We start from the raw sequence: 25,832 nt of genomic DNA, 5'->3' as shown, positions 1-25,832 counted from the left end.
AATGTTAGGACTGAACAAAGGTGAAGTCAGATTAGTAGCGCATGCTACTGACTGGGAAGAAAAGTTCATTGAGGAAAAAGAATTATTAAGCGAGGCCATTGGTATGCAAGTGGTGGATATCGAACATATGGGAAGTACTGCCATAAAAGGAATTGCCGCGAAACCGATTCTAGATATACTTGTCGGTGTTCGATCAATGGATGATGTAGCGAAATTTGATAAAAGGAGATTGAAAGAAGCCGGTTATTACCATCTTGGTCGTGTGGAATTAGAGGGGAAAGTTGTTTACGCTAAGTTTACAAACCTAGAAGATCTGACAAAAACGCATGTCCTTCATATTGTAGAATATGGCGGTGATTGGTGGCAGAAACATACATTCTTCAGGGACTATTTAAATGAACATCCCTACGTTGCGAAACAATATGAAACGTTGAAGAAAGAATTGGCCGCAACGTATCCGGATAATGAAAGTTTGTATACTGAAGGGAAATTATGCTTTGTCGAAGATGTGATAGGCAGGAAAAAAACCAGGCCATTCATTATTAATGAGGGAAATTTGCAAGTTCGAGAATTGGAAAGAGTTGACAAGGTGCTTCTCTCGAAATGGCTTTCAGATCCAGAAATCCTACAGTACTATGAAGGACGCGACAATCCATTTAATCTTGAAAAAGTGGAACAGCAATTTTTTGAAACTGAAGAGAATGTGACTAGATGCCTGATTGAACTTAGCGGAATTCCAATCGGTTATGTCCAGTTTTACATAGTTGACGGAGATGAGAGAGAAGTCTATGGCTTTGGCGATTCGGCGGAGCTGATCTATGGCATGGATCAGTTCATAGGAGAGTCAGCCTATTGGAACAAAGGCATCGGAACGGAGCTCGTCCAAGCGATGGTGAAGTACTTACTTGAAGAAAAAGGTGCGGACCGGATTGTAATGGACCCGCAAATATGGAACGTACGGGCAATACATTGTTATGAAAAATGTGGTTTTGAAAAGGTGAAATTACTGCCAGCAAATGAGCTACACGAAGGGGAATTTAGGGATAGTTGGCTGATGGGAAAACGTAAAGTCGATAAATTTGATGGTGGTCCAAGGATGAAATTTAGAAAATTGAGTAAGCATGAGGCGCCACCGATGGATCTTCTTCTCTTTGCCGATCCATCGTGGGAACTGATAGAAAGATATATTGCCAATGGTGAGTGCTGTGTTGCTGAAGAAGAGAATAAAATCATCGGTGTCTATGTGCTAGTCAAGTTGAGTGATACAACGATGGAAATTATCAATATCGCAGTAGATGAACAAAAGCGGGGTCAAGGGGTTGGGCAGAAGCTAATCCGTGATGCAATCCTGACTGCAAAGATGCTAGGCTGTGAAACGCTTGAAGTGGGAACGGGTAATTCCAGCATCGATCAATTGGCATTTTACCAGAAATGCGGATTTCGTATGGAGGCTATTATCAAAGACTTTTTCACGGACAACTACGAGGATGAAATTTTCGAAAATGGTATTCAGTGCCGAGATATGATTAGGTTTTCGATGACTCTTTTATGATTTAACCAAATACACCCGTGAGATCAGTCGTGGGGAATTAACAGAATAGACGTACTTGTCATAAATACGTCCCGTGACAAGTCTCTGCCCCTTTAGTAAAATGGTTATAATATATGGTGGATTTTTTGTAGAGGAGATGACGCTGTGAAACGGATAATCATGCTTCTTTTCATTGTTGGTGTGATAGCGGGCTGTTCGAATGTGTATAGCGCAGAAGAAGGCTATCGCATGGCGGTCATTAACCAGGGTTTTCCGGTTCCTAAAAATGCAAGTGAGCTGAAACCTGAAGCGTGCACAACGGAAATTGCGAAATCGGCAAAGTACAAGTTGAACGCTATCGGCGGGGAACAGGGAGAACCTCCGAGACATTACTTGGAGGAAATTAAAAAGTGGGGTTGGACCGAGCTTGAAGATGAGCGAAAAGGAAATATCCACTTCTATGAAAAAGAAGGAAAAGTCATTTCACTCGTCTTTACCAAAAATGTCTTTGATGTGTTTGAAATGAGCAGCGGAGTGGAAATCTAAGGGAATCCAAGAAACTAATTATATGACCGACCGTCCTACTAGTAGGAGAGGATTGAGTTCGCTCGATGTTAACTATTCTCCTTTCACGGTTCACAGACGAAGAAAATCCTTATAAATAGCCGTTGTTTTGGTAGTCCAGTGTCAGATGTAGTAAAATGAATAATGAAGTTGTTACAGCATAATAATGGGGATTTCCATTAAACGAAGGAGTGATTAATTTGGCGATTATCTTACAAAAAGGACAAAAAATTGATTTGACAAAAGGTCATCCTGGCCTTGAGAAGATTGTTGTTGGACTTGGTTGGGATCCGATTCAGAAAAAATCCGGGGGATTACTTGGCGGACTTTTCGGCGGCGGTAATAGCGGCGGTTCTAATATGGATATTGACGCTTCTGTCATAATGCTTCAAGACGACAAGTTTCTAGGTAAAGAAAACTTGGTGTACTTTGGTAATATGAAAAGTAACTGTGGTAGCGTAGTACATACAGGCGATAATACTACAGGAGCAGGCGATGGAGACGATGAGCAAGTGATTGTTGACTTGAAAAAGGTTCCCGCGAATGTTAATAAGCTTGTGTTTGTCGTCAACATTTACGATTGTGTAAAACGTAAGCAAGACTTTGGTCAAGTAGAAAATGCATTTATCCGCGTCCTGAATTCGTCGAATAACGAGGAATTATTAAAATTCAACTTGTCCGAAAATTATGCAGGATCTACAAGCTTAACTGTAGGGGAAATTTACCGCAGTGGCAGTGAATGGAAGTTTGGCGCGGTTGGTTCAGGATCTTCAGACGCAGGACTGGCAGATATGGTTAAAAGATATTCATAAAATATAAAAAATAGAAAAGAGGATGACTTAAATGGCTATTTCATTAAGCAAAGGGCAAAAAATCGATTTAACGAAAAGTAATCCAGGACTAACAAACATAACAATCGGCTTAGGCTGGGACACGAATAAATATGACGGCGGGAAAGATTTTGACCTCGATTCGTCTATATTCTTATTAAACGCAACGGGCAAATGTGGAGACGAAAAGGATTTCATCTTTTTCAATAATCTTGAAGGTGGAAACGGTTCCGTGGTTCATGCGGGCGATAACTTAACTGGTGAAGGTGATGGAGACGATGAACAAGTCAATATTAATCTTGCAAATGTACCAGCTACAGTTGAAAAAATTGCATTCACGATTACGATTCATGATTCAGAGACGCGCAATCAGAACTTCGGACAGGTTTCAAATAGCTATGTACGAATCGTCAACGATGCAAACCGTGAAGAGTTGATCCGCTATGATCTTGGAGAGGATTTCTCTATTGAAACAGCTGTTGTTGTTGGTGAATTGTATAGACATGGTAGTGAATGGAAGTTCAGTGCAATTGGCAGTGGCTATCAGGGTGGTCTAGCTTCACTTGTTAAGGATTATGGACTTCAGGCTTAATCATAATGGATGACGTTTGTTATAGGGCTTCTTCGTTCAATTATGATGGACAGGAGTGAATCAAATGGCGATTAGTTTATCAAAGGGACAAAAAATTGATTTAACAAAGTCGAACCCGGGTCTTGTAAGAGGGGTAATAGGGCTTGGTTGGGACACAAATAAATATACTGGCGGCAAGGAGTTTGATTTGGATACTTCTGCGTTTCTTGTGGATGTAAACAATCGTTGCCAGAATGATCATGATTTCATCTTCTACAATAACCTTAAGCATCCAAGTGGCGCCATTATTCATACAGGCGACAACCGGACGGGCGAAGGGGATGGCGATGACGAGCAGGTAATTGTTGATTTTTCAAAAATCCCTGCTTATGTTGACCGCATAGGTATTACGGTTACAGTTCATGATGCAGACGCGCGAAACCAGAACTTTGGGCAGGTGACGAATGCTTTTGTTCGTCTAGCGGATGAAGCTACGGGAGAAGAATTGCTTCGTTTTGATTTGGGAGAAGATTTCTCGATAGAGACAGCAGTTGTTTTTTGTGAGCTTTATAGGCATCAGAATGAATGGAAGTTCAATGCGGTCGCCAGTGGATTCTCCGGAGGTCTGGGAGCGCTTTGTCGGAACTATGGTCTAGACGTATAATTTCATGGTCACGACTATGAACCAGCGTAGGATGACTTAATATAAAAAGAGGAAGAAGGCTTGTACCTTCTTTTTTCTTTACCCTAAATAAATAAGGTTGGTGCTCTAATTGAAGTATTTTAATGACTTAGCCGCTGTAAGCGTGGACGATTTATTCTATCGTCAGCCGGCGACGGTTACGAAGCATACCGATAAGCAACGGCTGTCATACAGTCTCGGTGCAATGTTGTATATGCCTGCAACAAGGTTGGATATTGCTGACCTCATTATTACGAACAAATATAAAGAACTTGTCACAATAGCCATCTGTCTTGAAGATGCGATAGGAGATCATGAAGTCGAAGAGGCTGAGAATAAGCTGATCCTTCATATGCAAAAGATTAGTGCTGCAATTCAGGAAGGTCGACTTACGGAAGAAACAACTCCGCTAATTTTTGTGCGGGTGAGAAGTGCAAAACAGATGATAGACATAGCGGGACGGCTTGGTGATTCACTTGAAGACCTTGTTGGCTTTGTATTACCTAAGTTTTCTTCAGAAAATGCGGAAGACTTCTTATCTGCGCTTCGTTTGCTGAATGAGCAAGCAAATACGGTTCTATATGGTATGCCAATTCTTGAGTCACCGAGTGTCCTTTACAAGGAGCGTCGATTGGACGAGTTGTTAAAGTTGAAAGAGATAGTCGATCGATATGCTGATTTCATTCTGAATATCCGTATCGGGGCAACCGATTTATGTGGGCTTTATGGTTTGAGGAGGGATAGTGAGACGACTGTCTATGAGATTTCCATTGTCAATGAACTGATTACAGATATTGTTAACTTGTTTTCCAGACAACATGATGGATTCGTCGTATCAGGCCCTGTCTGGGAACACTTTTCTTCAAATGGTCGCATCTTGAAACCGCAGTTACGTGCGACACCGTTTCAAGCCAACTTTGGTTCGGAAGGGCTTTTGCTCAGAAAAGAACTGATTCGAAAGGACTTTGACGGATTAATTCAAGAAACCCTATTGGATAAAGCAAATGGTTTAGTTGGAAAAACCATCATACATCCTACGCATCTCTTGCCTGTCCAAGCATTGTATGTCGTGACAAAGGAAGAGTATACAGATGCGCTTAGTATCTTTCAGCAGGCGACTGGCGAAAAAGGTGTTTTTAAAAGTGAATTTATGAACAAAATGAATGAGATTAAGCCCCATTTATACTGGGCACAAAAAATATTGATTAAGTCTGATATATACGGGGTGTATAATGAAAACATCACATTCATCGATTTATTATCCGAATAAATACACGCATGAAGTGTGCGATTCCATGAAGGTACATGTACAAATCGAACAAAATCCATTCGGACTCTCGGCGGAAACGTTATATGAGATGGCCGCGCGAATTAATAAAAAGCGATCTTTTTTGTTCGTCAGCAAAATACTTGGAAAGCACATCCCTATCCCTCCTCAAGTGCCATTGATTGCATCGGCATTGCTGGCATCCATTTATTATGAAGGTAAGACAGCTAAGCAAATGCCTGGAAAAGAACAGTTAATCGAAGCGATGAAGGATGGCTCTCCTGAAAATTTACAAACTGCCTATGAGGTTGTTCGAAAATTGCGCTGCAAACTAGATGAGCCAGTTATTTTTATCGGTTTTGCGGAAACGGCGACGGCCCTCGGTCATGGCGTTTTTGACTGTTTTTCAGACGCGGTCTACATTCATTCGACAAGGGAAATGCTTGTCGATCAAGACGTGACCCTCTACTTTGAAGAAGAACATTCACACGCTACAGACCAGCGTTGCTATGCCCCAGAGCAGTCTTTGAAAAATGATCAACCAATTTGTCTCGTGGACGATGAGATTACAACAGGTAATACAGCTTTGAATATCATTGCATCCATTCAAAAGCGTTTTCCACGTAAGGAATATACGATATTATCCCTTCTGGACTGGCGGAGTGAAGAAGATCAGCAGCGTTTGAAGGATTTTGAGAAGTTGCATGGCATTCGCATCACGACGTATGCGTTAATGACGGGAACGATTCAAGTCGAAGGAACACCCGATTTAAATGAGAGTACCGATGTTGTTGGTGAATCGCTTAGTGGAACACCCAATTTTGAGCGAATCAGTCTGCAGACATTGTCCGTTCCTCTTCCTCACATTATGCATTCATCAATGGATTCCTCTGGATTTAAAATCGGACCCTATTATTCAGCTCTGACTGGAAGGTTCGGTATTTCATCCAGCAACAAACAGGAAGTTGAGGACTATTGTCAAAGTGCAGGAGAGTATTTGAGAAAACACAGAACAGGAAAAAGGACGCTATGTCTAGGTACAGGTGAATTCATGCATATTCCTATGAAAACCGCTGTTTACATGGGCGAGGGTGTTACTTATCATTCAACGACGAGGAGCCCGATTTACCCGATAGACCGGGAAGGCTATCCGATAAAAAAACGGATGGCTTTCGAAAGTCCCGAAGATCCAGCAGTTATGAACTATGCGTATAATGTGTCCGACATGGAATACGATGAAGTGTTCTTGTTTTTTGAACGTCCGATGGATGACAAAAGACTTGAACCGATGTTGCGCCAGTTCGAAGGAATACCTGCAATCCATGTCGTAGACTTCACTTGAAAGGTGTGAGTAGAAGATGCAGATACTGACGGGGAGTTATTCATCTGAAGATGTCGTTTTTCTATTAAAAGACCTTTCAGATGTAAATTTAGAAAGAAGTCTGGATGAACGAGAAAAAGCTATTCAAGGTGGAGTTCATTATTCAGAAATGTTACCGGTTGAATATGAACCGACAGCAGCTTATTTAGATCTGTTTTACGAGTCACTTCAAGCTACAAAAAGGCAAGTGGCTTCAGAAGTCGGTACAATTTCGGAACTACTTGTTGAGAAAAAGGGTAAGGAACTTGTTCTCGTTTCCCTAGCAAGGGCCGGGACGCCAATCGGTATTCTGATGAAGCGTTATATACAGATGAAATACAAAGTGGATTTACCTCATTATTGCGTGTCAATCATCCGTGGGCGCGGCATCGATGAAAATGCGTTGCTCTCTATTACGAATCGCCATCCGGATAAACAAATTGTCTTTGTCGACGGATGGACCGGTAAAGGCGCTATTTCCAAAGAGTTGACACGGTCTGTGGAAGCGTTTAAAGAAAAACATGGCGTCACGCTTGATGATGAACTTGTCGTCTTGGCGGATCCGGGTCACTGTTCCTCTCTATACGGAACGCGGGAGGATTATCTAATCCCAAGTGCTTGTTTGAATTCTACGGTGTCTGGTTTAATTAGTAGAACGGTACTGAACAGTCATTGGATTGGTGAGACGGATTTTCATGGAGCGAAAGTCTATTCGGAACTTCGTGATAAAGATGTATCGAATTATTACATTGATGAGATCACAGCGGAATTTGCAACAGTAGGGAAGTTAATCGAAGCGACGAAAGCAGCTTTGCAGAACACAGACATGACCCCGACGTGGCTAGGGCTAGAAACGGTCACATCGATACAAAAGCACTTTGGAATTGAAGATATGAACCTTATCAAACCTGGCGTTGGAGAGACGACACGTGTCCTTTTACGGCGCTTGCCGTGGAAGATATTAGTGAAGGATTTGAACGACTCTCGGCTCAAACACATTTTCCAGTTAGCAAAAGAAAGGGATGTTCCCGTGGAGGTTTATGAACAGATGACTTATACTTGTTGTGGACTTATCAAACCCTTGGAGAAAAAATTATGATGTTTGCAAGTGATTTAGACGGGACGCTTATTTATTCGAACCGGCGCCTCGACAGGCATCCTGTGAGTGTACCTGTTCGATGTGTCGAAGTATATAATGGAAAAGAAGTTTCGTTTATGACGGAAAAGGCGATTACACTCCTACGCGAACTGTCTGAGGAAATGATGTTTGTTCCTGTAACGACAAGAACTGCTGAGCAGTATAATCGAATCTCGCTATTTCGTGAAGAAATCCGTCCTACATATGCGATTACAAGTAATGGCGCAGTAGTGCTAAAGGATGGAAATATAGATTTGAAATGGCAGGACTATGTCCGTGCTAAAATAGATGGAAGTATGGCTTCTGTGGAAGATGTAAAGCGGAGGATAGAAGAGACTCCGGGTGCTTCACAGACGGAAATGATTCACGTGGTAGATCGTTTTTTTGTATACATGATTATCAAACCGCCGCTCTCTCCTGAACGCATCAAGAATTTATCACAGTGGGCAGCAGAGTATGGTTGGATCTTTTCTGTTCAAGGCAGAAAGGTTTACTTCATTCCATCATTTATCAATAAATGGGATGCGGTAAACTATGTTGCGGAGAAAGAAGGAAAGAAGACGGTCTTTACAGCGGGCGATTCCAATCTTGACGTCTGCTTGATTGAACAGGCTAAATTCGGTCTGATACCACGGCACGGGGAAGCGGCAGTTAATTTTGGTCATCTTGGACTGACACAAAAATCAGGAGTTTTGGCATCGGAGGAAATCATTGAAACAATTCTTTCGAAGCGTTTCCAATCTATCCCTGACATCCGTTGACGACATCTAACTTAGCCCCTTCCGACGCATAAAAATAGGTGATTGGGGGGAGTGGAGATGATTAGGAAACTGGTACTTGAGAAGGTGGAGTATTCGAATTGGGCGACCGAACTGAGTAAGTCGATACCCGACCGCCCTAATTATAAAGTTGAAGAAGACAGTGTACAATACAGTCAAATAGCTGCGCGTATTGTCGGATCAGGGTTCGATGAAACAGAGTATATGATTGAATTATACACAGCGAGTCAAGCAAATGGCGTGTATGTATTATCTGAAACACTCGATAAAACAATGCCGTCGGAACGCTTTCAAGCAATCCAACGCATTTACGATCTAATCCAGGAAAAACCGAATCTATCGATCAACCGGTTTGTCGCCTTTTTGGATGGTGCGCAACTGCTCCCGAAATACGGGAAAGATCATGATTTCAACAGGTTAATCCGCTCAGCGCTTATTGACGTTTTCGAACGATTTAAAGAAAATCATTCAGGTGCATTTCAGCATCCTGAATTTCGACGCGTTTTCCTCGATATTATCAAGTGGACGTGGAACCACATCGATCCATGGGTGAAGAGAACCCCGATTGAAAAGGATGTCCCACATATTATCTGGTACGGGGATATGAGCAAAAGTCAGATGTATTTTCTGTTTTATATAATTTTATTGGGGATGGATGTTGTCATACTTCATCCTGAAGGAAAAGACGATTTTAAAGAGATTGATCCGGAAAACAAATGGTCTGTTTTTACAGCATACCCGACAACGATGACGATCCAGCCTTTCCCACAAGAAGAGCCGAAACGGCAAGGGACTGTCGCATATCGTGCTTCAAAAGAAATTGATCATGTGCTTCACCACGAAGGGTCCGCCTATTATAAGCCGTGGCAGTTCCGCAATTATCTCCCCATGTCAGTCACATTGAAAACAACATACGATGAGATTTTCCTATTGGCGAAGGAAAAGGCCTTTATAAGACCTAACTTCTCAGCCAGCGGGAACGAAGTAAAGATTCCATCGCTATTCGCGAAGATTTCGGGCGTTTCCACAAATCGCAAAGAGTATTGGGATAAAATGCATAACCTCACAAGTCAACCCAATTGCATAATCGTGAAAAAGTTCCCTTTTATGCAGGACAAAAAAGCGAATAACCAATATCATTACCAGCATGCACTTGGCAAAGACGGTCGTTTAAGTCCGGAACTAATGATGAAGAGCAACTGGTGGCAATATGGTTATCTTCATGATGGCGTTCAACTGGGCCTGGCAGCAGCAATTGCGCGTATGTGTGCCAATCCTAAATTGAAGGCACTTGCAGGGGAAAGTCAGGAACAAGTTTCTCTCTACTTATTCACCCAGGCCATAAACCTTTCGGAAGAACTGCCCAATCTATTGCAAACGTTTGATTATGCGCAGGAAATCCCGAAAATAGTTTTATATAATAATGAAATTAACGGTGTATTATCAAGAGCGGATGCAGCATTATTAATACTAGTAAATGAATTTGGACTTGATATTATATTATACAATCCTCCTGGTCACAATGATCTAGAGCACTTTATCGAGAAAGAGTATTTTGACCATCATTTGCTGGAAGATATGGTATTCGATTTACACTATCAGGAGAGTAAAAAGGATTTTTCAATTGTAAGCGGTTTTTTAAATCGATTTTTTAAATGAAGGGGTTGATTGTCATCGAAGAAACAAAAAATTATGAAGTAGAAGTATTGACGGAAAACAAAGCAGAAATGATGCGCCTGGAGTTAAGGCAGGATCCAGAAGTGCAGAATTTAGTCAGGTCAATCGATACGAGAAATCAGAATGCATTATTAGAATTCGGAAAAGAACCGGCTGTTGAAATCTCTACCTTTGCTGACCGTATATTGGCTTCTATGCGTTCGTCAAGTGTAACTGATTCAGGCGAAATGTTAAGAAAACTTGGAAAAACGATGGATAAATTCGATAAAAATGACTTTGACGAGCCAAAAGGTTTTATGGGGAAGTTTTTCAAACGTGGGGATAAGTTAATTGAAAAGGTGTTTGGCAAATACCAATCGCTCGGTAAGGAAATTGAAGGAATAAACATCGAAATTTCAAAGTATAAGGACGAGATGATTCGTTCAACTACAAATATGGATGAGATGTATGACCAAAACTTTAACTACTACATGGCACTTGAAAAGTATGTGGTAGCTGGACAGATTAAATCCGAAGAGTTGCGGGCGCTCGTACCGGCCCTTGAACAAAGATCAGCTGGCGGTGATCAGTTAGCGCGGATGGAATTGGATACTATGAATAATGCGATTCAGGCACTTGAAGAGCGAGTGTATGATCTTGAAATGGCGAGAATGGTTGCACTACAGACAGCTCCTCAACTCCGAGTCCTGCAACGCGGTAATACGAAACTTATCGGGAAGATCAATTCGGCATTCATTACAACGATTCCAATATTCAAAAATGGTATCATTCAGGCAGTTTCTGCAAAACGACAAAAGCTAGTAGCAGATTCCATGGCTGAACTCGATAAAAGGACAAATGAAATGTTACTAAAAAACTCACAGAATATTGCTAGACAAAGTGTGGATATCGCCCGTACTGCAGGGGGGCCTAGTATAAAAATCGAAACGATTGAAGAAAGCTGGAGCACAATCGTAAAAGGGCTTGAGGAAACGAGAGCCATTGAAGATGAAAACAAACGTACAAGGGAAGACGGCATGAAACGGATAGCTCAATTGCAGGATAGCATGAAAAATTTTGGTAAGTGAACAAAGGAGAATCCACATACTATGGATTCTCCCCTTTTTTGTATAGAGAACAATTAACCGAGCAATCCTGCAGCAATCTTCTTCGCTATTACAACGTCTTTCGTTCCGTGGACGAGCATGCGGCCATCACGGAACAGAACGATGCGGTGCCCGTTGTATTCACAGGCAACGAGATGCGGATTGTGGATTAATTTCGTGACGGTTCCTTGGATAGAACCGGCAAAAGATACGAGCTCAAACTTTCTGCTTTCTGGCCAAGTTAGCTGGACAGTATCACGTCCGCATAATACTGCGGTTTTCATTGATTCACGGGCGGAAAGGAAGGGATACACGGCATTTTCTGAACAGCTTGGACAGCCTGCTTTCTTCATACTCGCAACCCCCATTGAAGCGCGATCACCGGTCCATAAGTCAGCAGATTCGAGCTTCGGCTCAAACGGTGTTCCCGTTATATACTTCAATAAGTCTGCAACTTGCCGGGCCGCGGTTGTTACGACAATCGGGCTGATTACGCCGACCGTATCGCACGTCAATGTCTGGGAAGGCAATGTTTCCAGTAGACAATGCAAACAAGGCTGATGTTCTTTTACCCCAATTGGGAACGTCAGTCCATAACTGCCGACACATGCGCCCATGAAAAAAGGAATCCCGAGTTTCAGCGCTGCATCGTTTGCCAGCAATCTAGTCTCAATATTGTCTGTCGCGTCCAAAATGACATCATGTCCGTCCATCAAGTCAAGGACGTTTTCAGGGGTCACATCGGCAACGATTCCCGTCACGAAGACATCGCTATTAATCGCCTTCAATCGCTTCTCCGCTGCAATGGCTTTCGGCAATTGTTCAACGACGTCCTGCTCGGTATACAGTTGTTGACGGTGAAGATTCGTCCATTCGATGATATCCCGGTCGACGATTGTTATTCGCCCGACGCCAGCACGGACGAGCATCTCGGCTCCGGACGAACCAAGTGCACCCGCACCTAATATGAAGATACTTGCAGCTCGGATCCGTTTTTGCCCCTCTGCACCAATCGGAGCGAACAACTCCTGGCGCGAATATCTTTCACTCAATTGGTTACAAGTCCTTCCGTGGGACTGCTTGCAACCGCGTAATCCCGCTCTGGCATACGTCCAGCTTCATAGCCAAGCCTTCCCGCTTCTATCGCCAGTTTCATCGCAAGGGCCATTTTGACAGGGTCCCCAGCTTCAGAAACCGCGGTGTTCAATAAAACCCCATCCGCGCCCAGCTCCATTGCATATGCCGCATCTTTTGGTGAACCGATTCCCGCATCGATAATAACGGGTACGTTGGATTGTTCAATGATGAAGGATAAGTTGAGTGGGTTTAAAATCCCGCGACCTGATCCAATCGGCGAAGCGCCTGGCATAATTGCATGGACGCCCATTTCACATAATCTGCGGGCAAGCACAACATCATCAGACGTGTATGGCAGAACGATGAAGCCTTCATCCAACAGCATTTCCGTCGCGCGTAGCGTTTCAACAGGATCGGGTAGCAAAGACCGGTCACAGCCGATAATTTCAACTTTCACCATATCGCAAAGTCCCGACGCTTTCGCTAACTTCGCGATGCGTACAGCTTCTTCTGCTGTTTTAGCCCCGGCCGTGTTTGGCAACAATGTATATTTCGACAAGTCGAGTTGCTCCAAGAAATTCGGCTGTGACGGTTCAAATATATTCATGCGCCTCACTGCAAACGTCAGAATTTCCGATTCCGACACACGCACTGCTTCTTTTTGTACATCAAATGACGGATATTTTCCTGTCCCTAAAAGTAGTCTTGAGTTAAACGTTTTATTACCGATTGTCAGCATAATTATCCTCCTCCTACAAAGTGAATGATTTCAATTTGATCCCGGTCGTTGATAGGCAAGTCATAGGCATCTTTCGCGAGAATATCCCTGTTCAGTTCGACGATGACAATGCGTTCCGCAAGTTCTAGGTGACGTAGCAGTTCCTCTATATTTCTAACCTCTGCCGGAATCTCATACCGGTTGCCGTTGAGTTCGATTGTTCGTTCCATGAAAAATCCCCCTTTTCGGATTGAATGCATCCATTCGCTCCGTGTTTATTTCATTTCCGACGATCATATCGCAAATCATACTGGCCGTAGCGGGTGCCAATAAAATACCATTTCTGAAATGACCTGCCGCGATATACATATTTTCTTTCCCGGGAACCTGTCCGATATATGGCAAATCATCAACTGTTTTCGGACGCATGCCTGCCCATCTAGCCAGGACAGGAAGTCGGGAAAGGCCGGGTATAAAACCTTCGGCAATGTCTTTTAGTGCCAGGTTTCCGGCATACGTCGTCTGCAAATCAAATTCATCTTGTTCCATCGTCGCCCCGACGACAAGTGTTCCATCCGGGCGGGGCACAATGTAACAGCCTTTATGGAAAAGTGTATAAGGCAATTGCATACCCATCGCATCGAGTTGCATGCATTGTCCTTTCACTGTAGTTATTTGAAGTGCGGGAATGAGCATTGCACTCGCTGCTCCGCCTGCAATGACTACGTGTTTTGCTGTAATCATGGATGAACCATTTCTTATCTGATAGCCGTTATGCAAATCTTTGATGCTATCTACATGGAAATGCTCTGAAACAACTACGCCCAATTTTTTAGCTGCTTCATAAAATGCGAGACAAGTTTTTTCAGGATGAACATGGACATCATCTTCAAATAGGTAAGCACCGAAAGCGGGAGATGCGACATATGGAATCCGTTCGCAAACTTGCGCGGCTGAAAGATAGGCGGCATCATTCCAGCGAGATAAGGCAATCCGTTCTTCATCCGAACGGGCAAGTTGGATAATACCTCCGGTCGTATAACCGATGTCACCGCCAAAATTACTAAGGAATTTCTTATACAGTGCTTGGCTATCACGCGCGAATGAATAAAACATATCATTCAGGTATTCAGAGTGTGCACCGAGCATACCTCCCGCCGCTCGGGTAGTACCTTGCGCAATTTCATTCTGTTCGAGAAGGTGTACGGACAAGCCTTCTTTCACTAAGTAATAAGCGATGCTACAACCGATAATACCGCCACCAATAATTGCTACATCAATGTTTTGAGACATAGCTTGCCTCCTGGTAAGCAATTGCTGCAACTGCGGGATTATCACTTCCGAAAATCGACGACATTACCGCAACGCCTGAAACTCCGCCTTGGTTCAATTGTGAGAGATGGTGCGGTTGTATACCGCCGATTGCATAGACCGGAATCGGAAGTGAAGCAGTCATTTGAAAAAGTTCGATCGTTCCGCGCGGTATCAAACCTTCTTTTGAACCCGTTTTGAACAAATGACCATATAATAGCCAATCAGCACCGGCTTCATATGCGGCTTTTGCTTCCGCCAGTGAATGGACGGATTTGCCGAATGAAAGGTCAGGGAAGTCAGTTTTGGCGGCTGTTAGTGGCATGTGTCCGGTGAGCTGCACTTTTTTCAGCCCCATATTCGAAGCGATTTCCATCGAACTGTGGACGATGATTTTAGTGCCGTCGAATCCATTGAATGTTAATTGTTGAATCAAATCAATCACTTTCGAATCCGATTTTGACTTTTCACGTAAGATGACAGCGTCGATAACCGATTCGATTTTTAATAGTGTATTGACCAATTGCGTATTTTCCATCCGATCATCTGTTACGGCAATCACTTTCACCAAATTCCTCCTTTTCGAAAGATATATAAGTACAATATAGAATCCCTTTGCATCCGCTACTACGCTCGGGTGTTCATTAGCGGCAGAGTTATGATTAGGAGTATACATTTTAGACCGCTTGGCGCTTTGGGGATGCCTCTCGCCCTGAGCGAGGGCACAGAAAAAGTCCGATTTCCTTCAATTCCGTTGATTTCCGTTCCGAGCGGACGCTTTCCGCGGGCACGGCTTCAGCCTCCTCGTCACTGCGTTCCTGCGGGGTCTTTCGCTCGCGCTGTTCCCGCTGGAGTCGCCGCTCTCCACTACAATCAACTAGTTCTTATTATAATAACGAACTTTTTCAATGGCCTCTCGCCCTGAGCCTGGATTAGCGCTTCGCATCCAGTCTCAGGGCTTCGGCTACCCCTTTGAAGCGCCTTCGCTAGGGTGTTCACTATCGAAAGGGTAATGATTTGGAGATATATAGACTGAGATTATAATTTGATTACTATGTGATACTAACTTTATTCAAGAAAGACGCACTACAGTTTGCAGGTTTAATCCCTCGATAATGGAATGTACTTTCTTACATAGACCATCCAGCGCAGGCGCGTCTTCGTGGTAGCCAGAGCGATAAGACTGAAAGTGTTCTTCTTTCTGGCTTATCGCGGGAGGCATCCACAAAGCGCTGAAGTGGTATTAGCAGGAATTCTGATTCATTGCGCCTTGCGCTTTTCTGAATACAAAAAAACCACTTTCCTGGTATGGAAAGTGGTCTGTCATCGGCATTTGAATGCACTGAAAAGAAGACACGCCACTTCCCTACGCAGGTACAAACCCGTTCAGGTAATAAGGGTAGCGGAGTGGAACTCGTTTCTCAGTCCTTTAAAAGGATTCCCCTAATGGTCGAATATGTTATGAAATTGTCAATCTAAGAGTAGCATAGCATGACACTTGAAGGAATGAAAGAGCGAATAATTAAAATTAGTCGTCTAAGTGGACGTTGTGATGTACTTGTTGAACATCTTCTAAATCATCCAATGTATCAATCATTTTTTCGAATTGTACTAGTGCTTCTGGTGAAAGTGTCAAATCATTTTGTGCAAGCATTGTTATTTCCGCAACGGTAAACTCTGTAATACCGGCACTTTTAAGAGCTTCCTGAACAGCATGGAATTGGTCGGGAGCTGCATATATAATGACGGATTCATCCTCATCCAAGATATCACGCACTTCGACATCGGCATCCATTAACAGTTCGAGAATGTCATCCGCCGATTTACCTTCAAGTCCGATAACGGCTGTCGCTTCGAACATATAGGCAACTGACCCGCTAACGCCCATGTTTCCGCCATTTTTACCGAAAGCAGCACGCACTTCCGATGCGGTGCGATTGACGTTGTTTGTCAGTGTATCAACAATGACCATCGAGCCGTTTGGTCCAAAACCTTCATAGCGGAGTTCATCGAAGTTTTCTTCTGAACCGCCTTTAGCTTTTTCAATCGCGCGGTCAATAATCGCTTTTGGGACACTATATGTTTTCGCGCGTTCTACTACAAATTTAAGCGCTTGATTCAATTCAGGGTCAGGCTCGCCTTGCTTAGCCACTACATAGATTTCACGCCCGAACTTCGCGTAAATACGGCTTGTATCTGCATCTCTTGACGCTTTCTTCTCTTTGATATTATTCCATTTACGACCCATAAAGTTCCACTCACTTTCGAATGTGCATTGATTTACTAGAATAAGTATACAACAAATAGGGATATATAGACGAGTGGGAATTTTAAAAAGTGGGCTGTATGGGGAGGAAACTTTGCAGGCAGTCGATCAGTTACCATAAACCGTCGAACAGTATCCACGATCAGGCCAGCAAAAGTGCATCCAAGTCTATAGCACGAGGCGTTTGGTGGGATGAAACCATGACCTATCTCACGATAATAAAAAAATTATTGTTTCTTATTGTAAAAGTGACTTATACTAATGATGGAACTACATTTTCTTATGGAAGGAAACGTGGACATGAAACTTATTTATAAAGGGAAAACCAAAGATGTATACGAATTGGATGGCAGCAATGTCCTGCTGAAATTTAAAGATGATGTTACTGGAGAAGACGGAGTTTTTGATCCGGGTGCTAACACAGTTGGGTTGACGATTGAAGGTGCGGGTCAATCCGGGCTGCGCATGACGAAATTCTTTTTTGAGAAAATGGCTGAGAAAGACATTCCGACACATTACGTCGATGCCGATATCGATGAAGTGACTCTGACGGTTAGATCCGCCAAAGTTTTCGGAAAAGGTCTTGAAGTCATTTGTAGATACCGTGCAGTCGGAAGTTTCTTACGCAGATACGGCGCGTATTGCGAAGAAGGACAGCCTTTGGACGCATTCGTTGAAGTAACGCTCAAAGATGATGATCGTAACGATCCGCCGATTAACAAAGATGCACTCGCGCAACTTGGATTATTGACAGCGGAGGAATATATTACACTTGAGGCATTGACGAAAGAAATTTCAGACGTAGTCAAAGCTGAGCTCGCAGTGAAAGGTCTGGATCTGTACGACATTAAACTTGAATTCGGGCGCGACAGTGAAACAGGCAACATCATGCTGATCGACGAAATTTCAGGCGGCAATATGCGTGTCTACAAGGATGGTATTTATATCACACCGATGGATCTAGAAAAACTAATACTCGCGTAAATGAAAATCGCTGACAACTCCATGGAAATGGGCTGTCAGCGGTTTTTTTGTGAAATCAAATAAGTGTACTTTATGAGTACTGTAAGATAAAGTTTGATAAAGAGGACAATAGATATCTACATTAGATAATAAAAGAGGCGAACTTTATGCAAATGAAAACTGGCGTTGAGCAATCTGTTTATGCGATTCTGATGTTAAATATGCTGCCGGATAGGGCAGTCCTACCAGGAGAAGCGATTAGTCAGCAACTGGGAACCTCACCAACGTATTTTCAAAAAATGTTGAGAAAACTGGTCAGTGCAGACTTGATTACCTCCGTGCCGGGTGTAAAAGGCGGTTTCAAATTAAAGAAAAAGCCTGAAGAGATTCGAGTATATGATATTTATCTAGCTATTGAAGGGCAGCAATCCTTGTATTCTGCGAGCGGTATCCTTGACGACATGCTTGATTTGGAAAAAGAAGATAGATGCTGTTTGTTAACGGATTTAATGGAAGAGGCTGAATCGGTTTGGAAATCTGTACTGAAGCGTGAAACAATCGCATCCCTGTCAGAGGGAATTCAGACAGAGCGCTTTCAACAGAACGTGGATTCACTACAAGAATTGATTCGCGGAAAAATGGTCTTGTAAGAGCGAGGGAAAGAGGGAGATAAAATGATTAAAGGTTTAGAGCGCATTAATGAGCTAGCTAAAAAACAACGTGAAGAAGGTTTGACAAACGCTGAAATGGTCGAACAAATAGTATTGCAACAAGACTATTTACGAGAAATTCGTGGTCAAGTTCTCAACACCGTTTCGGGCATTACTGTAATCGATCCACTTGGAGAGGACGTTACACCTGAAAAGATTCGTCAACAAAGAAAAAGAGATGGAGAAGGGACGATAAAGATATGAGATTAAGCATACTCGATCAAGCTCCTATAACGAGCGGTAATACTGCACCTGGTGCTTTGAAAAATGCAGAAGAGCTGGCAATCTTGGGAGATGAATTAGGCTATCACCGCATGTGGATGGCAGAACACCACGGCACAAAAGCATTTGCAAGCTCAGCACCTGAAGTAACGGCAGCTCATTTGGCCGCTAAAACGAAAAAAATTCGTATCGGTACAGGCGGTGTGATGATGATGCATTACTCACCGTTGAAACTCGCTGAAGTATATAAAACACTAAGTGCTCTTTCACCAGGAAGGATTGACTTTGGTGTCGGTCGTGCGGCTGGAGGCGATAACCATTCTATCTATGCGTTATCCGAAGGGCGCCAGCCGATGGTCAACGATATGTATGAAAAGTTTGAGACAGCACTGCAATTGATCAACGATGAAGTGCCTGAAAATAACTTATACAATAAAACAATTGCAACGCCCTCTCATGTTGTTTTACCGGAAGCTTGGCTACTTGGTTCGAGTGGCAATAGTGCCGTTCAGGCAGGACGAATGGGTGTAGGGTATTCATTTGCACAATTTTTCAATGGCGGCATGACGAAAGAAATTTTGGATGCTTATAAAAATAACTTTGAACCATCGGTATTTCTGGAGAAACCAGAAATCAATGTATCCTATATGGTAACGGTAGCTGAAACGAAAGAAGAAGCGGAGTTCGAAGCAGTCCCTCAGGACATTTCACGCTTATTGCTGAGGAGGGGGCACTTGGGGCAGGCATTAACGCCTGAAGCAGCTCAAAATTATCCGTTAACAGAAATGGACCGCATGACGATTAAAGAGAATCGCAGTATTCATTTAGTGGGAACCGCAAAAGAAGTAGCACTGCGATTGCAGGAAGAGCAAAAAACTTACGGATTTGATGAAGCGATGATTTGTAGCATTCCCCACTCGCAAGAGAAGCGTTTAAATGTGTATCGTTTATTGGCGAAAGAACTAATTTAAGTTTGATGAGCGCTGTTGATTCCATTGATTGGAGTTAGCAGCGTTTTGATATGTATAGAATTTCACCTGGAAGCCATCCTCCTAAAGAAGAGATAATAGGGAGGAATCGTATTGAAACGAAAATTAGGAATATCTTTAATGCTGTGTGCTTTAGTAGTTGTTGGTGGGTGTGGGGGAGGTGGTTCAAAATTGCAGGTCAGTGGAGAGATCGTCCAATCGGTGAAAGCACCGATTGTGAATACACAAGGTAAAGAAATTGGTGAAGCCACCTTTGTTGAAGGGGATGGCGGTGTGACGATCAATATTCAGGCAGAGGGGCTGTCTCCCGGAATGCATGGTATCCATATACATGAAACAGCGGTATGTACTACGCCTGATTTTAAATCGGCTGGAGCTCACTTTAATCCAGAAGATAAAGAACACGGATTTGATAATCCAAAAGGGTTTCATCTAGGTGATTTACCAAACCTTGAAGTTGATGCGCAAGGTAAAGCGGTCGCCGAAGTGACATCAGCCTTTGTAACATTAAAGCCTGATTTAGATAATACCCTTCTAGATAGCGATGGCAGTGCGCTTGTCATCCATGAAAAAGCAGATGACTATAAAACGGATCCAGCGGGTAATTCAGGTGACCGAATTGCTTGTGCTGCCATTGGGAAGAAATAAGGTGAGGTGTGAGGGGCGTTGAATTCAAGGCGATACAACAAAACAATCATGTAACTTCTCGCGCCTGTTGATTAACTAAAAATAACCAGAAAAAACATGGTCAAACATTGAGGAATACGTTTAGTGTTGTCTTTAGAGCGCTTTGAATGGAACAACTTCTATACCATTATCGAGACGTTTTGATTAGTAGGGATGCGACTTCGTCGCATCCCTACTAATCTTTTCGGTAATCTTATGGTGGTTTTCCATCCGTCGCTCTCCAAAGACACAATTACAAGAAGTTCCGAAGCTTTTTGGGACGAAAGAATAGCTTGCTTCTGACCTGGAGAGAAGCGGCTAAAGATATAATTCTAGCCACACTTGCCCCCGGTAAAACTTTCGTGATTAATTCGCCGAAAGCGGGCCGGAAATAGTCCAGTGAAAATACCAGTTTTCATGCTTTTCTCGCTAGCGTTTTTAATATTAAGGTTTCAATATAACTTTTATGCACTCATCTTCGTGGTCGTGGAAATGTTGATAAGCGATGGGGGCTTCTTTAAGCGGAACCACATGGGAAATAATTTCTGTTGGATCGAATTCACCTTTTGTGATTTTATCAAACAGCATTGGCATGTAATGAATGACGGGGGCTTGTCCCATTTTTAGCGTGATGTTGCGCTCAAAGAGCTTGCCTAGGGGAAACATGTTATAAAGAGAACCGTAAACGCCTGTCAGTTGGATGGTCCCGAATTTACGGACAGCGCTCTGTGCTATATTGACCGCACTTAATGTGCCACCTTGAAGCTTCAGTTTCTGCCCGGCTTTTTCGAACATATTCTTTTTACCATCCATTCCTACGCAGTCTATGACAATATCGACTCCGCCGCGAGTGATTTCTTTAATATGACCGCCAATGGAATCGTAGTCCTCGAAATTTAACGCCTCGACCTTATTCATTTTAACCGCATGATTCAGACGGTACGGCACGTGGTCGATTGCCAGCACACGTTTGGCGCCTTTCATCCATGCAAATTTCTGGACCATGAGGCCGACTGGACCGCACCCAAGGACGGCGACAGTATCTCCTTTTTTAACCCCCGCATTTTCTACACTCCAATAAGCGGTTGGCAAGACATCCGACATGAAAAGAAGTGCCTCGTCGGGCAGTTCACACGTTTTTGGAATGACGAAAGGGGTGAAGTTGCCGTACGGAACACGTAAATACTCGGCCTGTCCCCCGGGGTAGTTGCCGTAACGTTCTGTAAATCCGAGATATCCGCCCGTGTCTACATGTGGATTGGCGTTCGAATTGTCACACTGGCTTTCCATTTCATGATCACAATAAAAACATTGACCACATGCCAAGTTGAACGGAATAACGACTCGGTCTCCTTTTTTTACTTTAGTCACATTTGGACCGACCTCCTCAACGATGCCCATTGGTTCATGACCGATCACATAATCCTTATGCGTTGGCATTGCGCCCAAATAGATGTGCAGGTCTGAACCGCAAATTGCTGTGGAAGTCACTTTGACAATAATATCATCGGGTTTTTCGATATTAGGGTCATCTACTTTTTTCACTTTAATGTCTTTTGGACCTTGGTAAGTAACGGCTTTCATTGGATTTCCCCTCCCAGTTGTTACTAGTCTATCCAATTCCCTAAATTTGACTCGCAAATTCTAATAGGTGTTTATTTAAGCAAGAAGTTTTCTGTGTAATAAGGTTGCAGTTTATCATTGAACGAAACACCCGTACCAAGATGGCTGTAGGTGTCGAGCAGAATGTTTTCACGATGACCGGCAGAATTCATGAGACCTTCATGTGCAAAGATGCTGCTGGATTGACCGTAAGCAAGGTTTTCACCTGCTCCACGGAATTTGACGCCGTCGTCTTCCATCCTGTCAAACGGGGACTTGCCTTGTTTGTTATCGTGACTGAAATAATTATTAACTGCCATATCGGCACTATGTTTGCGTGCTGTTATCGCTACGCTAGGCTCCCATTCTAGAATGCTCAGGCCATGACGGACGCGCGCTGCATTTGTCAAATCAAATAGCTGTTGCTCAAAACCATCACGCAAATCTGAATCACCTCTGGCATAGATTGCGCTTTTTTTATCTTCCAATGAATCAGCGATTAGCTGGATGGCTGTTACTTTTGAATTCTGATGCAGGTCATAAAAAACATATGTGTAGATATCACCTGATTTAAAGACATCAAACCCATCGCTTTCCTGGAGAACGTAAATAGATAAGCCTTTACGAATTTCTTTGATAGGCTCACCAAGTGTTTCGCGAACGGTGGATTTAAGGGAACCGTATTTAATGCCGGCGACTGATGAAATTAAATCATCATTCGTATAAATGGCATTCACTTTACGCTTTTCATCAAATGAAACCATAACGAAATTTTGATAGTTGTCGTGATAAGTAAACCATTCGGTGCCGTATTCATTCGTGGATTGACTTTTTGGCTGACCGAGTTCATCCGCAACGATCTTCTCTGTGCTCCCGAGTTCAATATTATGGATGGATAGGCGTGTTTTCTCCGGTTTAGCCAGGATAGGTTTTTTAACTGCAACAGCAGTTTCTTCTACTTGGGCAGTTTTAGATGTTACAAGACTGACAGCTTTATTTATCGTTTCGCTAATTTGCTGAACTGCAGTATCCAGTGATTCTTTCGTTAAAAGGGTTCCAATCTTTTCGTCAACAGGATCCAGAAAAGAGATATCAACATATTGTGAGACTGGTTCTTCCCAGTAAGGTTTTGTGAAGTATAGTGCACTCAAGAAAAGAATGAAAAGGAATAATCGTTTCATGGAATCGCCTCCTATCTGCTATTGTAACCCCCAACAGTGGGTTGAATACAGCGATAACCTATTTGAATAATGAACGATTTGGTAGCGATAGGCAAAATTCACTCCATTTCCAGTCCCCGCAAAATAGCGGTATACTGTTAGTGTTAGTACAACAGATGATCGGAGTTTTAATCGTATGACTATATCGACAAAAATGATAAATGCACAAGTAATGGAAGCCAATTCACAGTTGTTCAGATGCCCCATCTGCTCATCTGGTATGAGTATGTCGGACAATGCGCGGCTTGTCTGCACAGATAGCCATTCATTTGACCTGTCAAAAAACGGCTATGTCAATCTGGCTCCGCAAGCCCATATAACAAAGTATGACAAATCGCTATTTGAAGCAAGAAAAACGGTAATGAGCAGCGGGTTTTTTAAGCCAGTTCTTGATTTTATGATAAATACAGTAATTACACATATCGAGGGACGGAATCGACCTAACATTCTTGATGCAGGGTGCGGTGAAGGTACGCACTTATCGACGATACTATCGCAATTGCCAAACCATACAACTGGCGTGGGCATTGATCTTGCAAAAGAGGGAATCGCGGCTGCAGCCAAAGAGTATCCGGGAGCTGTCTGGAGTGTTGCGGATCTTGCAAATTGTCCTTTTAACGACGAGCGATTCGACGTTATTTTGAATATTTTATCACCAGCGAATTACGCGGAGTTTACGCGTCTGTTGACGCCTGATGGACTATTTATAAAGGCGGTACCCGAAAGTGGTTATTTACAAGAACTGAGATCTGTTTTTTATGAGAATGAAGAACGCAAAGAAGAAACAGATGCAGTCGCTCGCTTCGCGGAACATTTCGAATCGGTCACTACCGAGCGGATTACCTATTTATTTCCGCTAGAGTCTGGCTTATTGGCGCCACTCATTCGCATGACGCCACTTACATGGGGTGCAAGTGTTGCTAAAGTCGAGGAAGCACTTAAAATGGATATAAAGAGCATTACAATCGATTTCACTGTCATTACAGGCGTGAAAAGGGCTAAGTAAAGAAAGGGACGAAAAACATGTTTGGTGGAATTAGCAGTGTTCCAAGCTGGTTTTATATACTTGCGATCGCGGTCATCATTTTAATTATTTTATTTACAGAATGGAAGACTCGCTAAAGGGGGATCTATGTTGACTAAAAAGAAAGCAAGTAAACGACAGAAACCGAAAATGTCAGTAACCCACAAGGCGATGCAAGTGGAAGAGATTCTGGACAATGAAGGATATGTTGAAAAAGTTCGAATTGATGGCGGCTTCATGACTGGTGCGGAAGGGGAGCGATTGACTTTCGATGACGTTGTCTTCAAAGATGTATCGTTTGCAGGAAGCGACCTATCAGGTGCGGAATTCGTTGACGTTGTATTTGACACATGTGATTTTTCCAATATCAATTTTCAAAGTGCCGTGTTTCACAGATGTGAAGTGGTCAAATCGAAATTGACGGGTGCAGATTTTGCGAATGCCAAAGTGGGTCATACGTTATTTAAGGAATGCGATGGCCGCTACATTAACTTCAGTTTCTCTGGCATGAAGGAAGTCGAGTTTGTGGAATGTAATTTAACGGATGGCGATATTTATGAAAGTTCATTTAACAATGTACAATTTAAGGTATGCAAGTTGGATAATATCAATTTCACTGAAACAGATTTGAATGGTGTTGATTTGTCAGACAGTACATATGACCGTATTGAAGTTACATTGCCGAAAATTGCCGGCTGTATTGTCTCAAAAGATCAGGCAATCGGTTTTGCACGTGTGCTTGGGTTATCCGTGAAAGAAGAATAATGGTATACTAAACGAAATCAGAGTGGAAAAGAGTGAACAAATATGCTGACATTTGAAGAGAAACAACAGATTATCGAAACAATTCCCGAACTAACACGCAAAGACGTGTCAATGAAACGGGTCAACTATCATTATGAGGAAAGCTTGTACGAAAAAACAGTCGTTGTTCAACATCTTCATCCGAACGGCAACGGTTTTGTCTACGTAGCTGGAATTCCAGGTTATGATGCGGATGAACGCGGCCTCGTCAATATACGTGAAGCATCAGAAGCGGAATTGCGCAAAATAATTGCAGATTCGATTAAAGCATTATCCGAAGGAGCACCTGAACCGCAAGCTATTGTACAAAAGTTTGTCAACGATGAGGGCGAAGAGCTAATCCTTATGGAAGAGCAAGGTTTCTGGAATTTATATCACGGCTTGAATCTGGAAGAAAGTTTCGGTGATTATAACGAAGCGGACGTTTATTTGATTGAAGAGGAATTCACAAGAGTCGAAGACGAGGATGATGCTCGATGAAAGGCAAAACCCTCGTCATCGGCCTTGTGCTATTCATCATAATTGGCATTGCGTTAATTTATATCACAATGACAATAACTATGAACAACATTGAAAATGGGATGGCGCCGATTGTGAATATCGTTGAGTCATTAACTGAATCTGGAAAAGTATAATTGGAAAAGCGCATCAGGAATTATGATCCTGATGCGCTTTTTGCGTGCGCCCAGCATGGGCGTAGTCTATAGGGTGCAAGTCCCGAACTGTGAAGGCAGAAGTAACAGTTAGCTTAACGCAAGGGTGTCCATGGCGACGTG

The 25,832-nt window shown here is 42.9% G+C and carries 28 protein-coding genes and 1 riboswitch; of the genes, 20 read left to right on the top strand and 8 right to left on the bottom strand.

Translation table 11 applies throughout. The annotated features are described in order from the left end of the window. Position 1: 1 nt before the first annotated feature. The 11 genes from AC1TO4_RS06600 (at position 2) to AC1TO4_RS06550 (ending at position 11,466) form a co-directional block, all read left to right on the top strand. Positions 2–1,552: a GNAT family N-acetyltransferase gene (locus AC1TO4_RS06600; RefSeq protein ID WP_482104684.1), complete on the top strand. Its 1,551-nt coding sequence runs from the start codon at positions 2–4 to the stop codon at positions 1,550–1,552. A 144-nt stretch (positions 1,553–1,696) separates the two neighbouring features. Further along, positions 1,697–2,077 (top strand): hypothetical protein, encoded by a 381-nt coding sequence (locus AC1TO4_RS06595; RefSeq protein ID WP_482104683.1) that lies wholly within the window; start codon positions 1,697–1,699, stop codon positions 2,075–2,077. Between the two features lie 218 nt (positions 2,078–2,295). Beyond that, complete coding sequence (locus AC1TO4_RS06590) at positions 2,296–2,907, top strand: TerD family protein (protein ID WP_482104682.1); 612 nt, start codon at positions 2,296–2,298, stop codon at positions 2,905–2,907. Between the two features lie 31 nt (positions 2,908–2,938). Then, complete coding sequence (locus tag AC1TO4_RS06585) at positions 2,939–3,517, top strand: TerD family protein (RefSeq protein WP_482101524.1); 579 nt, start codon at positions 2,939–2,941, stop codon at positions 3,515–3,517. Positions 3,518–3,581: 64 nt separating this feature from the next. After that, entirely contained in the window at positions 3,582–4,160 is a 579-nt protein-coding gene (locus AC1TO4_RS06580; RefSeq protein WP_482104681.1) for a TerD family protein, read from the top strand. Between the two features lie 109 nt (positions 4,161–4,269). Continuing rightward, positions 4,270–5,448, top strand: a complete 1,179-nt coding sequence (locus AC1TO4_RS06575) for an HpcH/HpaI aldolase/citrate lyase family protein (RefSeq protein ID WP_482104680.1) — start codon at positions 4,270–4,272, stop codon at positions 5,446–5,448. Next, entirely contained in the window at positions 5,411–6,787 is a 1,377-nt protein-coding gene (locus tag AC1TO4_RS06570) for a phosphoribosyltransferase family protein (protein WP_482104679.1), read from the top strand. The genes AC1TO4_RS06575 and AC1TO4_RS06570 overlap by 38 nt, the downstream gene beginning before the upstream one ends. A 16-nt stretch (positions 6,788–6,803) precedes the next feature. Continuing rightward, on the top strand, positions 6,804–7,904 hold the full coding sequence (locus AC1TO4_RS06565) for a cysteine protease StiP family protein (protein WP_482104678.1): 1,101 nt from the start codon (positions 6,804–6,806) through the stop codon (positions 7,902–7,904). After that, entirely contained in the window at positions 7,901–8,704 is an 804-nt protein-coding gene (locus tag AC1TO4_RS06560; RefSeq protein ID WP_482104677.1) for an HAD family hydrolase, read from the top strand. The genes AC1TO4_RS06565 and AC1TO4_RS06560 overlap by 4 nt, the downstream gene beginning before the upstream one ends. Before the next feature lie 57 nt (positions 8,705–8,761). Next, positions 8,762–10,381 carry a YceG family protein gene (locus tag AC1TO4_RS06555; protein ID WP_482104676.1) on the top strand — a complete coding sequence of 540 codons (1,620 nt, stop codon included), beginning with the start codon at positions 8,762–8,764 and terminating at the stop codon, positions 10,379–10,381. 68 nt (positions 10,382–10,449) lie between these two features. Further along, positions 10,450–11,466: a toxic anion resistance protein gene (locus AC1TO4_RS06550; protein WP_482104924.1), complete on the top strand. Its 1,017-nt coding sequence runs from the start codon at positions 10,450–10,452 to the stop codon at positions 11,464–11,466. 53 nt (positions 11,467–11,519) lie between these two features. Here the strand turns inward: AC1TO4_RS06550 and AC1TO4_RS06545 are convergent, their stop codons facing one another. The 6 genes from AC1TO4_RS06545 to AC1TO4_RS06520 form a co-directional block, all read right to left on the bottom strand. Continuing rightward, the gene (locus AC1TO4_RS06545) at positions 11,520–12,536 is read right to left on the bottom strand and encodes a ThiF family adenylyltransferase (protein ID WP_482104675.1); all 1,017 of its coding nucleotides are present in this window, start codon (positions 12,534–12,536) and stop codon (positions 11,520–11,522) included. After that, positions 12,533–13,306 carry a thiazole synthase gene (locus AC1TO4_RS06540; RefSeq protein WP_482101768.1) on the bottom strand — a complete coding sequence of 258 codons (774 nt, stop codon included), beginning with the start codon at positions 13,304–13,306 and terminating at the stop codon, positions 12,533–12,535. The genes AC1TO4_RS06545 and AC1TO4_RS06540 overlap by 4 nt, the downstream gene beginning before the upstream one ends. Continuing rightward, on the bottom strand, positions 13,303–13,509 hold the full coding sequence (thiS, locus tag AC1TO4_RS06535) for a sulfur carrier protein ThiS (RefSeq protein ID WP_482101516.1): 207 nt from the start codon (positions 13,507–13,509) through the stop codon (positions 13,303–13,305). The genes AC1TO4_RS06540 and thiS overlap by 4 nt, the downstream gene beginning before the upstream one ends. Beyond that, positions 13,472–14,572, bottom strand: coding sequence for a glycine oxidase ThiO (gene thiO, locus AC1TO4_RS06530; protein WP_482104674.1), 1,101 nt, complete (start codon positions 14,570–14,572; stop codon positions 13,472–13,474). Before thiO ends, thiS begins: the two co-directional genes overlap by 38 nt. Then, positions 14,556–15,158: a thiamine phosphate synthase gene (locus AC1TO4_RS06525; protein WP_482104673.1), complete on the bottom strand. Its 603-nt coding sequence runs from the start codon at positions 15,156–15,158 to the stop codon at positions 14,556–14,558. The genes thiO and AC1TO4_RS06525 overlap by 17 nt, the downstream gene beginning before the upstream one ends. A gap of 778 nt (positions 15,159–15,936) precedes the next feature. Beyond that, positions 15,937–16,045: riboswitch (TPP riboswitch) on the bottom strand. Positions 16,046–16,118: 73 nt separating this feature from the next. Then, a complete protein-coding gene (locus AC1TO4_RS06520; RefSeq protein WP_482101513.1) occupies positions 16,119–16,838 on the bottom strand; it encodes a YebC/PmpR family DNA-binding transcriptional regulator in 720 nt (239 codons plus the stop codon). 318 nt (positions 16,839–17,156) lie between these two features. On the opposite strand from AC1TO4_RS06520, the gene AC1TO4_RS06515 reads away from it, so the two are divergent. The 5 genes from AC1TO4_RS06515 to AC1TO4_RS06495 all read left to right on the top strand — a co-directional run bounded on the left by AC1TO4_RS06515 (position 17,157) and on the right by AC1TO4_RS06495 (position 20,388). Beyond that, on the top strand, positions 17,157–17,840 hold the full coding sequence (locus AC1TO4_RS06515) for a phosphoribosylaminoimidazolesuccinocarboxamide synthase (RefSeq protein WP_482104672.1): 684 nt from the start codon (positions 17,157–17,159) through the stop codon (positions 17,838–17,840). 146 nt (positions 17,841–17,986) lie between these two features. Further along, positions 17,987–18,469, top strand: a complete 483-nt coding sequence (locus tag AC1TO4_RS06510; RefSeq protein WP_482104671.1) for an RrF2 family transcriptional regulator — start codon at positions 17,987–17,989, stop codon at positions 18,467–18,469. A 24-nt stretch (positions 18,470–18,493) separates the two neighbouring features. Beyond that, the gene (locus tag AC1TO4_RS06505) at positions 18,494–18,733 is read left to right on the top strand and encodes a DUF896 domain-containing protein (protein ID WP_482104670.1); all 240 of its coding nucleotides are present in this window, start codon (positions 18,494–18,496) and stop codon (positions 18,731–18,733) included. Further along, positions 18,730–19,722 (top strand): LLM class flavin-dependent oxidoreductase, encoded by a 993-nt coding sequence (locus AC1TO4_RS06500; RefSeq protein ID WP_482104669.1) that lies wholly within the window; start codon positions 18,730–18,732, stop codon positions 19,720–19,722. Before AC1TO4_RS06505 ends, AC1TO4_RS06500 begins: the two co-directional genes overlap by 4 nt. A 111-nt stretch (positions 19,723–19,833) precedes the next feature. Then, complete coding sequence (locus tag AC1TO4_RS06495) at positions 19,834–20,388, top strand: superoxide dismutase family protein (protein ID WP_482104668.1); 555 nt, start codon at positions 19,834–19,836, stop codon at positions 20,386–20,388. Between the two features lie 462 nt (positions 20,389–20,850). Here the strand turns inward: AC1TO4_RS06495 and AC1TO4_RS06490 are convergent, their stop codons facing one another. Together AC1TO4_RS06490 and AC1TO4_RS06485 are read right to left on the bottom strand one after the other, a co-directional pair. Continuing rightward, complete coding sequence (locus AC1TO4_RS06490) at positions 20,851–21,990, bottom strand: zinc-dependent alcohol dehydrogenase (protein ID WP_482104667.1); 1,140 nt, start codon at positions 21,988–21,990, stop codon at positions 20,851–20,853. 71 nt (positions 21,991–22,061) lie between these two features. Beyond that, positions 22,062–23,189 carry a CAP domain-containing protein gene (locus AC1TO4_RS06485; RefSeq protein ID WP_482104666.1) on the bottom strand — a complete coding sequence of 376 codons (1,128 nt, stop codon included), beginning with the start codon at positions 23,187–23,189 and terminating at the stop codon, positions 22,062–22,064. Between the two features lie 175 nt (positions 23,190–23,364). Here AC1TO4_RS06485 and AC1TO4_RS06480 point away from each other — a divergent pair, with 175 nt between their 5' ends. From AC1TO4_RS06480 to AC1TO4_RS06465, 4 genes are all read left to right on the top strand, one after another. Further along, positions 23,365–24,234, top strand: a complete 870-nt coding sequence (locus tag AC1TO4_RS06480) for a putative RNA methyltransferase (protein WP_482104665.1) — start codon at positions 23,365–23,367, stop codon at positions 24,232–24,234. Positions 24,235–24,363: 129 nt separating this feature from the next. After that, the gene (locus AC1TO4_RS06475; RefSeq protein ID WP_482104664.1) at positions 24,364–25,017 is read left to right on the top strand and encodes a pentapeptide repeat-containing protein; all 654 of its coding nucleotides are present in this window, start codon (positions 24,364–24,366) and stop codon (positions 25,015–25,017) included. A 42-nt stretch (positions 25,018–25,059) separates the two neighbouring features. Continuing rightward, on the top strand, positions 25,060–25,536 hold the full coding sequence (locus AC1TO4_RS06470) for a hypothetical protein (RefSeq protein ID WP_482101504.1): 477 nt from the start codon (positions 25,060–25,062) through the stop codon (positions 25,534–25,536). Then, entirely contained in the window at positions 25,533–25,691 is a 159-nt protein-coding gene (locus tag AC1TO4_RS06465) for a hypothetical protein (RefSeq protein ID WP_482104663.1), read from the top strand. Before AC1TO4_RS06470 ends, AC1TO4_RS06465 begins: the two co-directional genes overlap by 4 nt. Positions 25,692–25,832: the final 141 nt, after the last annotated feature.

The organism is Sporosarcina sp. Y838, assembly GCF_056786515.1.
This window is presented reverse-complemented; position numbering and strand designations above follow the sequence as displayed.

What these genes read in the sequence shown, in the direction of transcription:
- thiO (WP_482104674.1), bottom strand. Translation starts at nt 14,572, where the DNA reads ATGTCTCAAAACATTGATGTAGCAATTATTGGTGGCGGTATTATCGGT.
- AC1TO4_RS06465 (WP_482104663.1), top strand. Translation starts at nt 25,533, where the DNA reads ATGAAAGGCAAAACCCTCGTCATCGGCCTTGTGCTATTCATCATAATT.
- AC1TO4_RS06580 (WP_482104681.1), top strand. Translation starts at nt 3,582, where the DNA reads ATGGCGATTAGTTTATCAAAGGGACAAAAAATTGATTTAACAAAGTCG.
- AC1TO4_RS06570 (WP_482104679.1), top strand. Translation starts at nt 5,411, where the DNA reads ATGAAAACATCACATTCATCGATTTATTATCCGAATAAATACACGCAT.
- AC1TO4_RS06565 (WP_482104678.1), top strand. Translation starts at nt 6,804, where the DNA reads ATGCAGATACTGACGGGGAGTTATTCATCTGAAGATGTCGTTTTTCTA.
- AC1TO4_RS06520 (WP_482101513.1), bottom strand. Translation starts at nt 16,838, where the DNA reads ATGGGTCGTAAATGGAATAATATCAAAGAGAAGAAAGCGTCAAGAGAT.
- AC1TO4_RS06500 (WP_482104669.1), top strand. Translation starts at nt 18,730, where the DNA reads ATGAGATTAAGCATACTCGATCAAGCTCCTATAACGAGCGGTAATACT.
- AC1TO4_RS06585 (WP_482101524.1), top strand. Translation starts at nt 2,939, where the DNA reads ATGGCTATTTCATTAAGCAAAGGGCAAAAAATCGATTTAACGAAAAGT.
- AC1TO4_RS06470 (WP_482101504.1), top strand. Translation starts at nt 25,060, where the DNA reads ATGCTGACATTTGAAGAGAAACAACAGATTATCGAAACAATTCCCGAA.
- AC1TO4_RS06510 (WP_482104671.1), top strand. Translation starts at nt 17,987, where the DNA reads ATGCAAATGAAAACTGGCGTTGAGCAATCTGTTTATGCGATTCTGATG.
- AC1TO4_RS06505 (WP_482104670.1), top strand. Translation starts at nt 18,494, where the DNA reads ATGATTAAAGGTTTAGAGCGCATTAATGAGCTAGCTAAAAAACAACGT.
- AC1TO4_RS06515 (WP_482104672.1), top strand. Translation starts at nt 17,157, where the DNA reads ATGAAACTTATTTATAAAGGGAAAACCAAAGATGTATACGAATTGGAT.
- AC1TO4_RS06550 (WP_482104924.1), top strand. Translation starts at nt 10,450, where the DNA reads ATGATGCGCCTGGAGTTAAGGCAGGATCCAGAAGTGCAGAATTTAGTC.
- AC1TO4_RS06485 (WP_482104666.1), bottom strand. Translation starts at nt 23,189, where the DNA reads ATGAAACGATTATTCCTTTTCATTCTTTTCTTGAGTGCACTATACTTC.
- AC1TO4_RS06555 (WP_482104676.1), top strand. Translation starts at nt 8,762, where the DNA reads ATGATTAGGAAACTGGTACTTGAGAAGGTGGAGTATTCGAATTGGGCG.
- AC1TO4_RS06490 (WP_482104667.1), bottom strand. Translation starts at nt 21,990, where the DNA reads ATGAAAGCCGTTACTTACCAAGGTCCAAAAGACATTAAAGTGAAAAAA.
- AC1TO4_RS06600 (WP_482104684.1), top strand. Translation starts at nt 2, where the DNA reads ATGTTAGGACTGAACAAAGGTGAAGTCAGATTAGTAGCGCATGCTACT.
- AC1TO4_RS06560 (WP_482104677.1), top strand. Translation starts at nt 7,901, where the DNA reads ATGATGTTTGCAAGTGATTTAGACGGGACGCTTATTTATTCGAACCGG.
- AC1TO4_RS06480 (WP_482104665.1), top strand. Translation starts at nt 23,365, where the DNA reads ATGACTATATCGACAAAAATGATAAATGCACAAGTAATGGAAGCCAAT.
- thiS (WP_482101516.1), bottom strand. Translation starts at nt 13,509, where the DNA reads ATGGAACGAACAATCGAACTCAACGGCAACCGGTATGAGATTCCGGCA.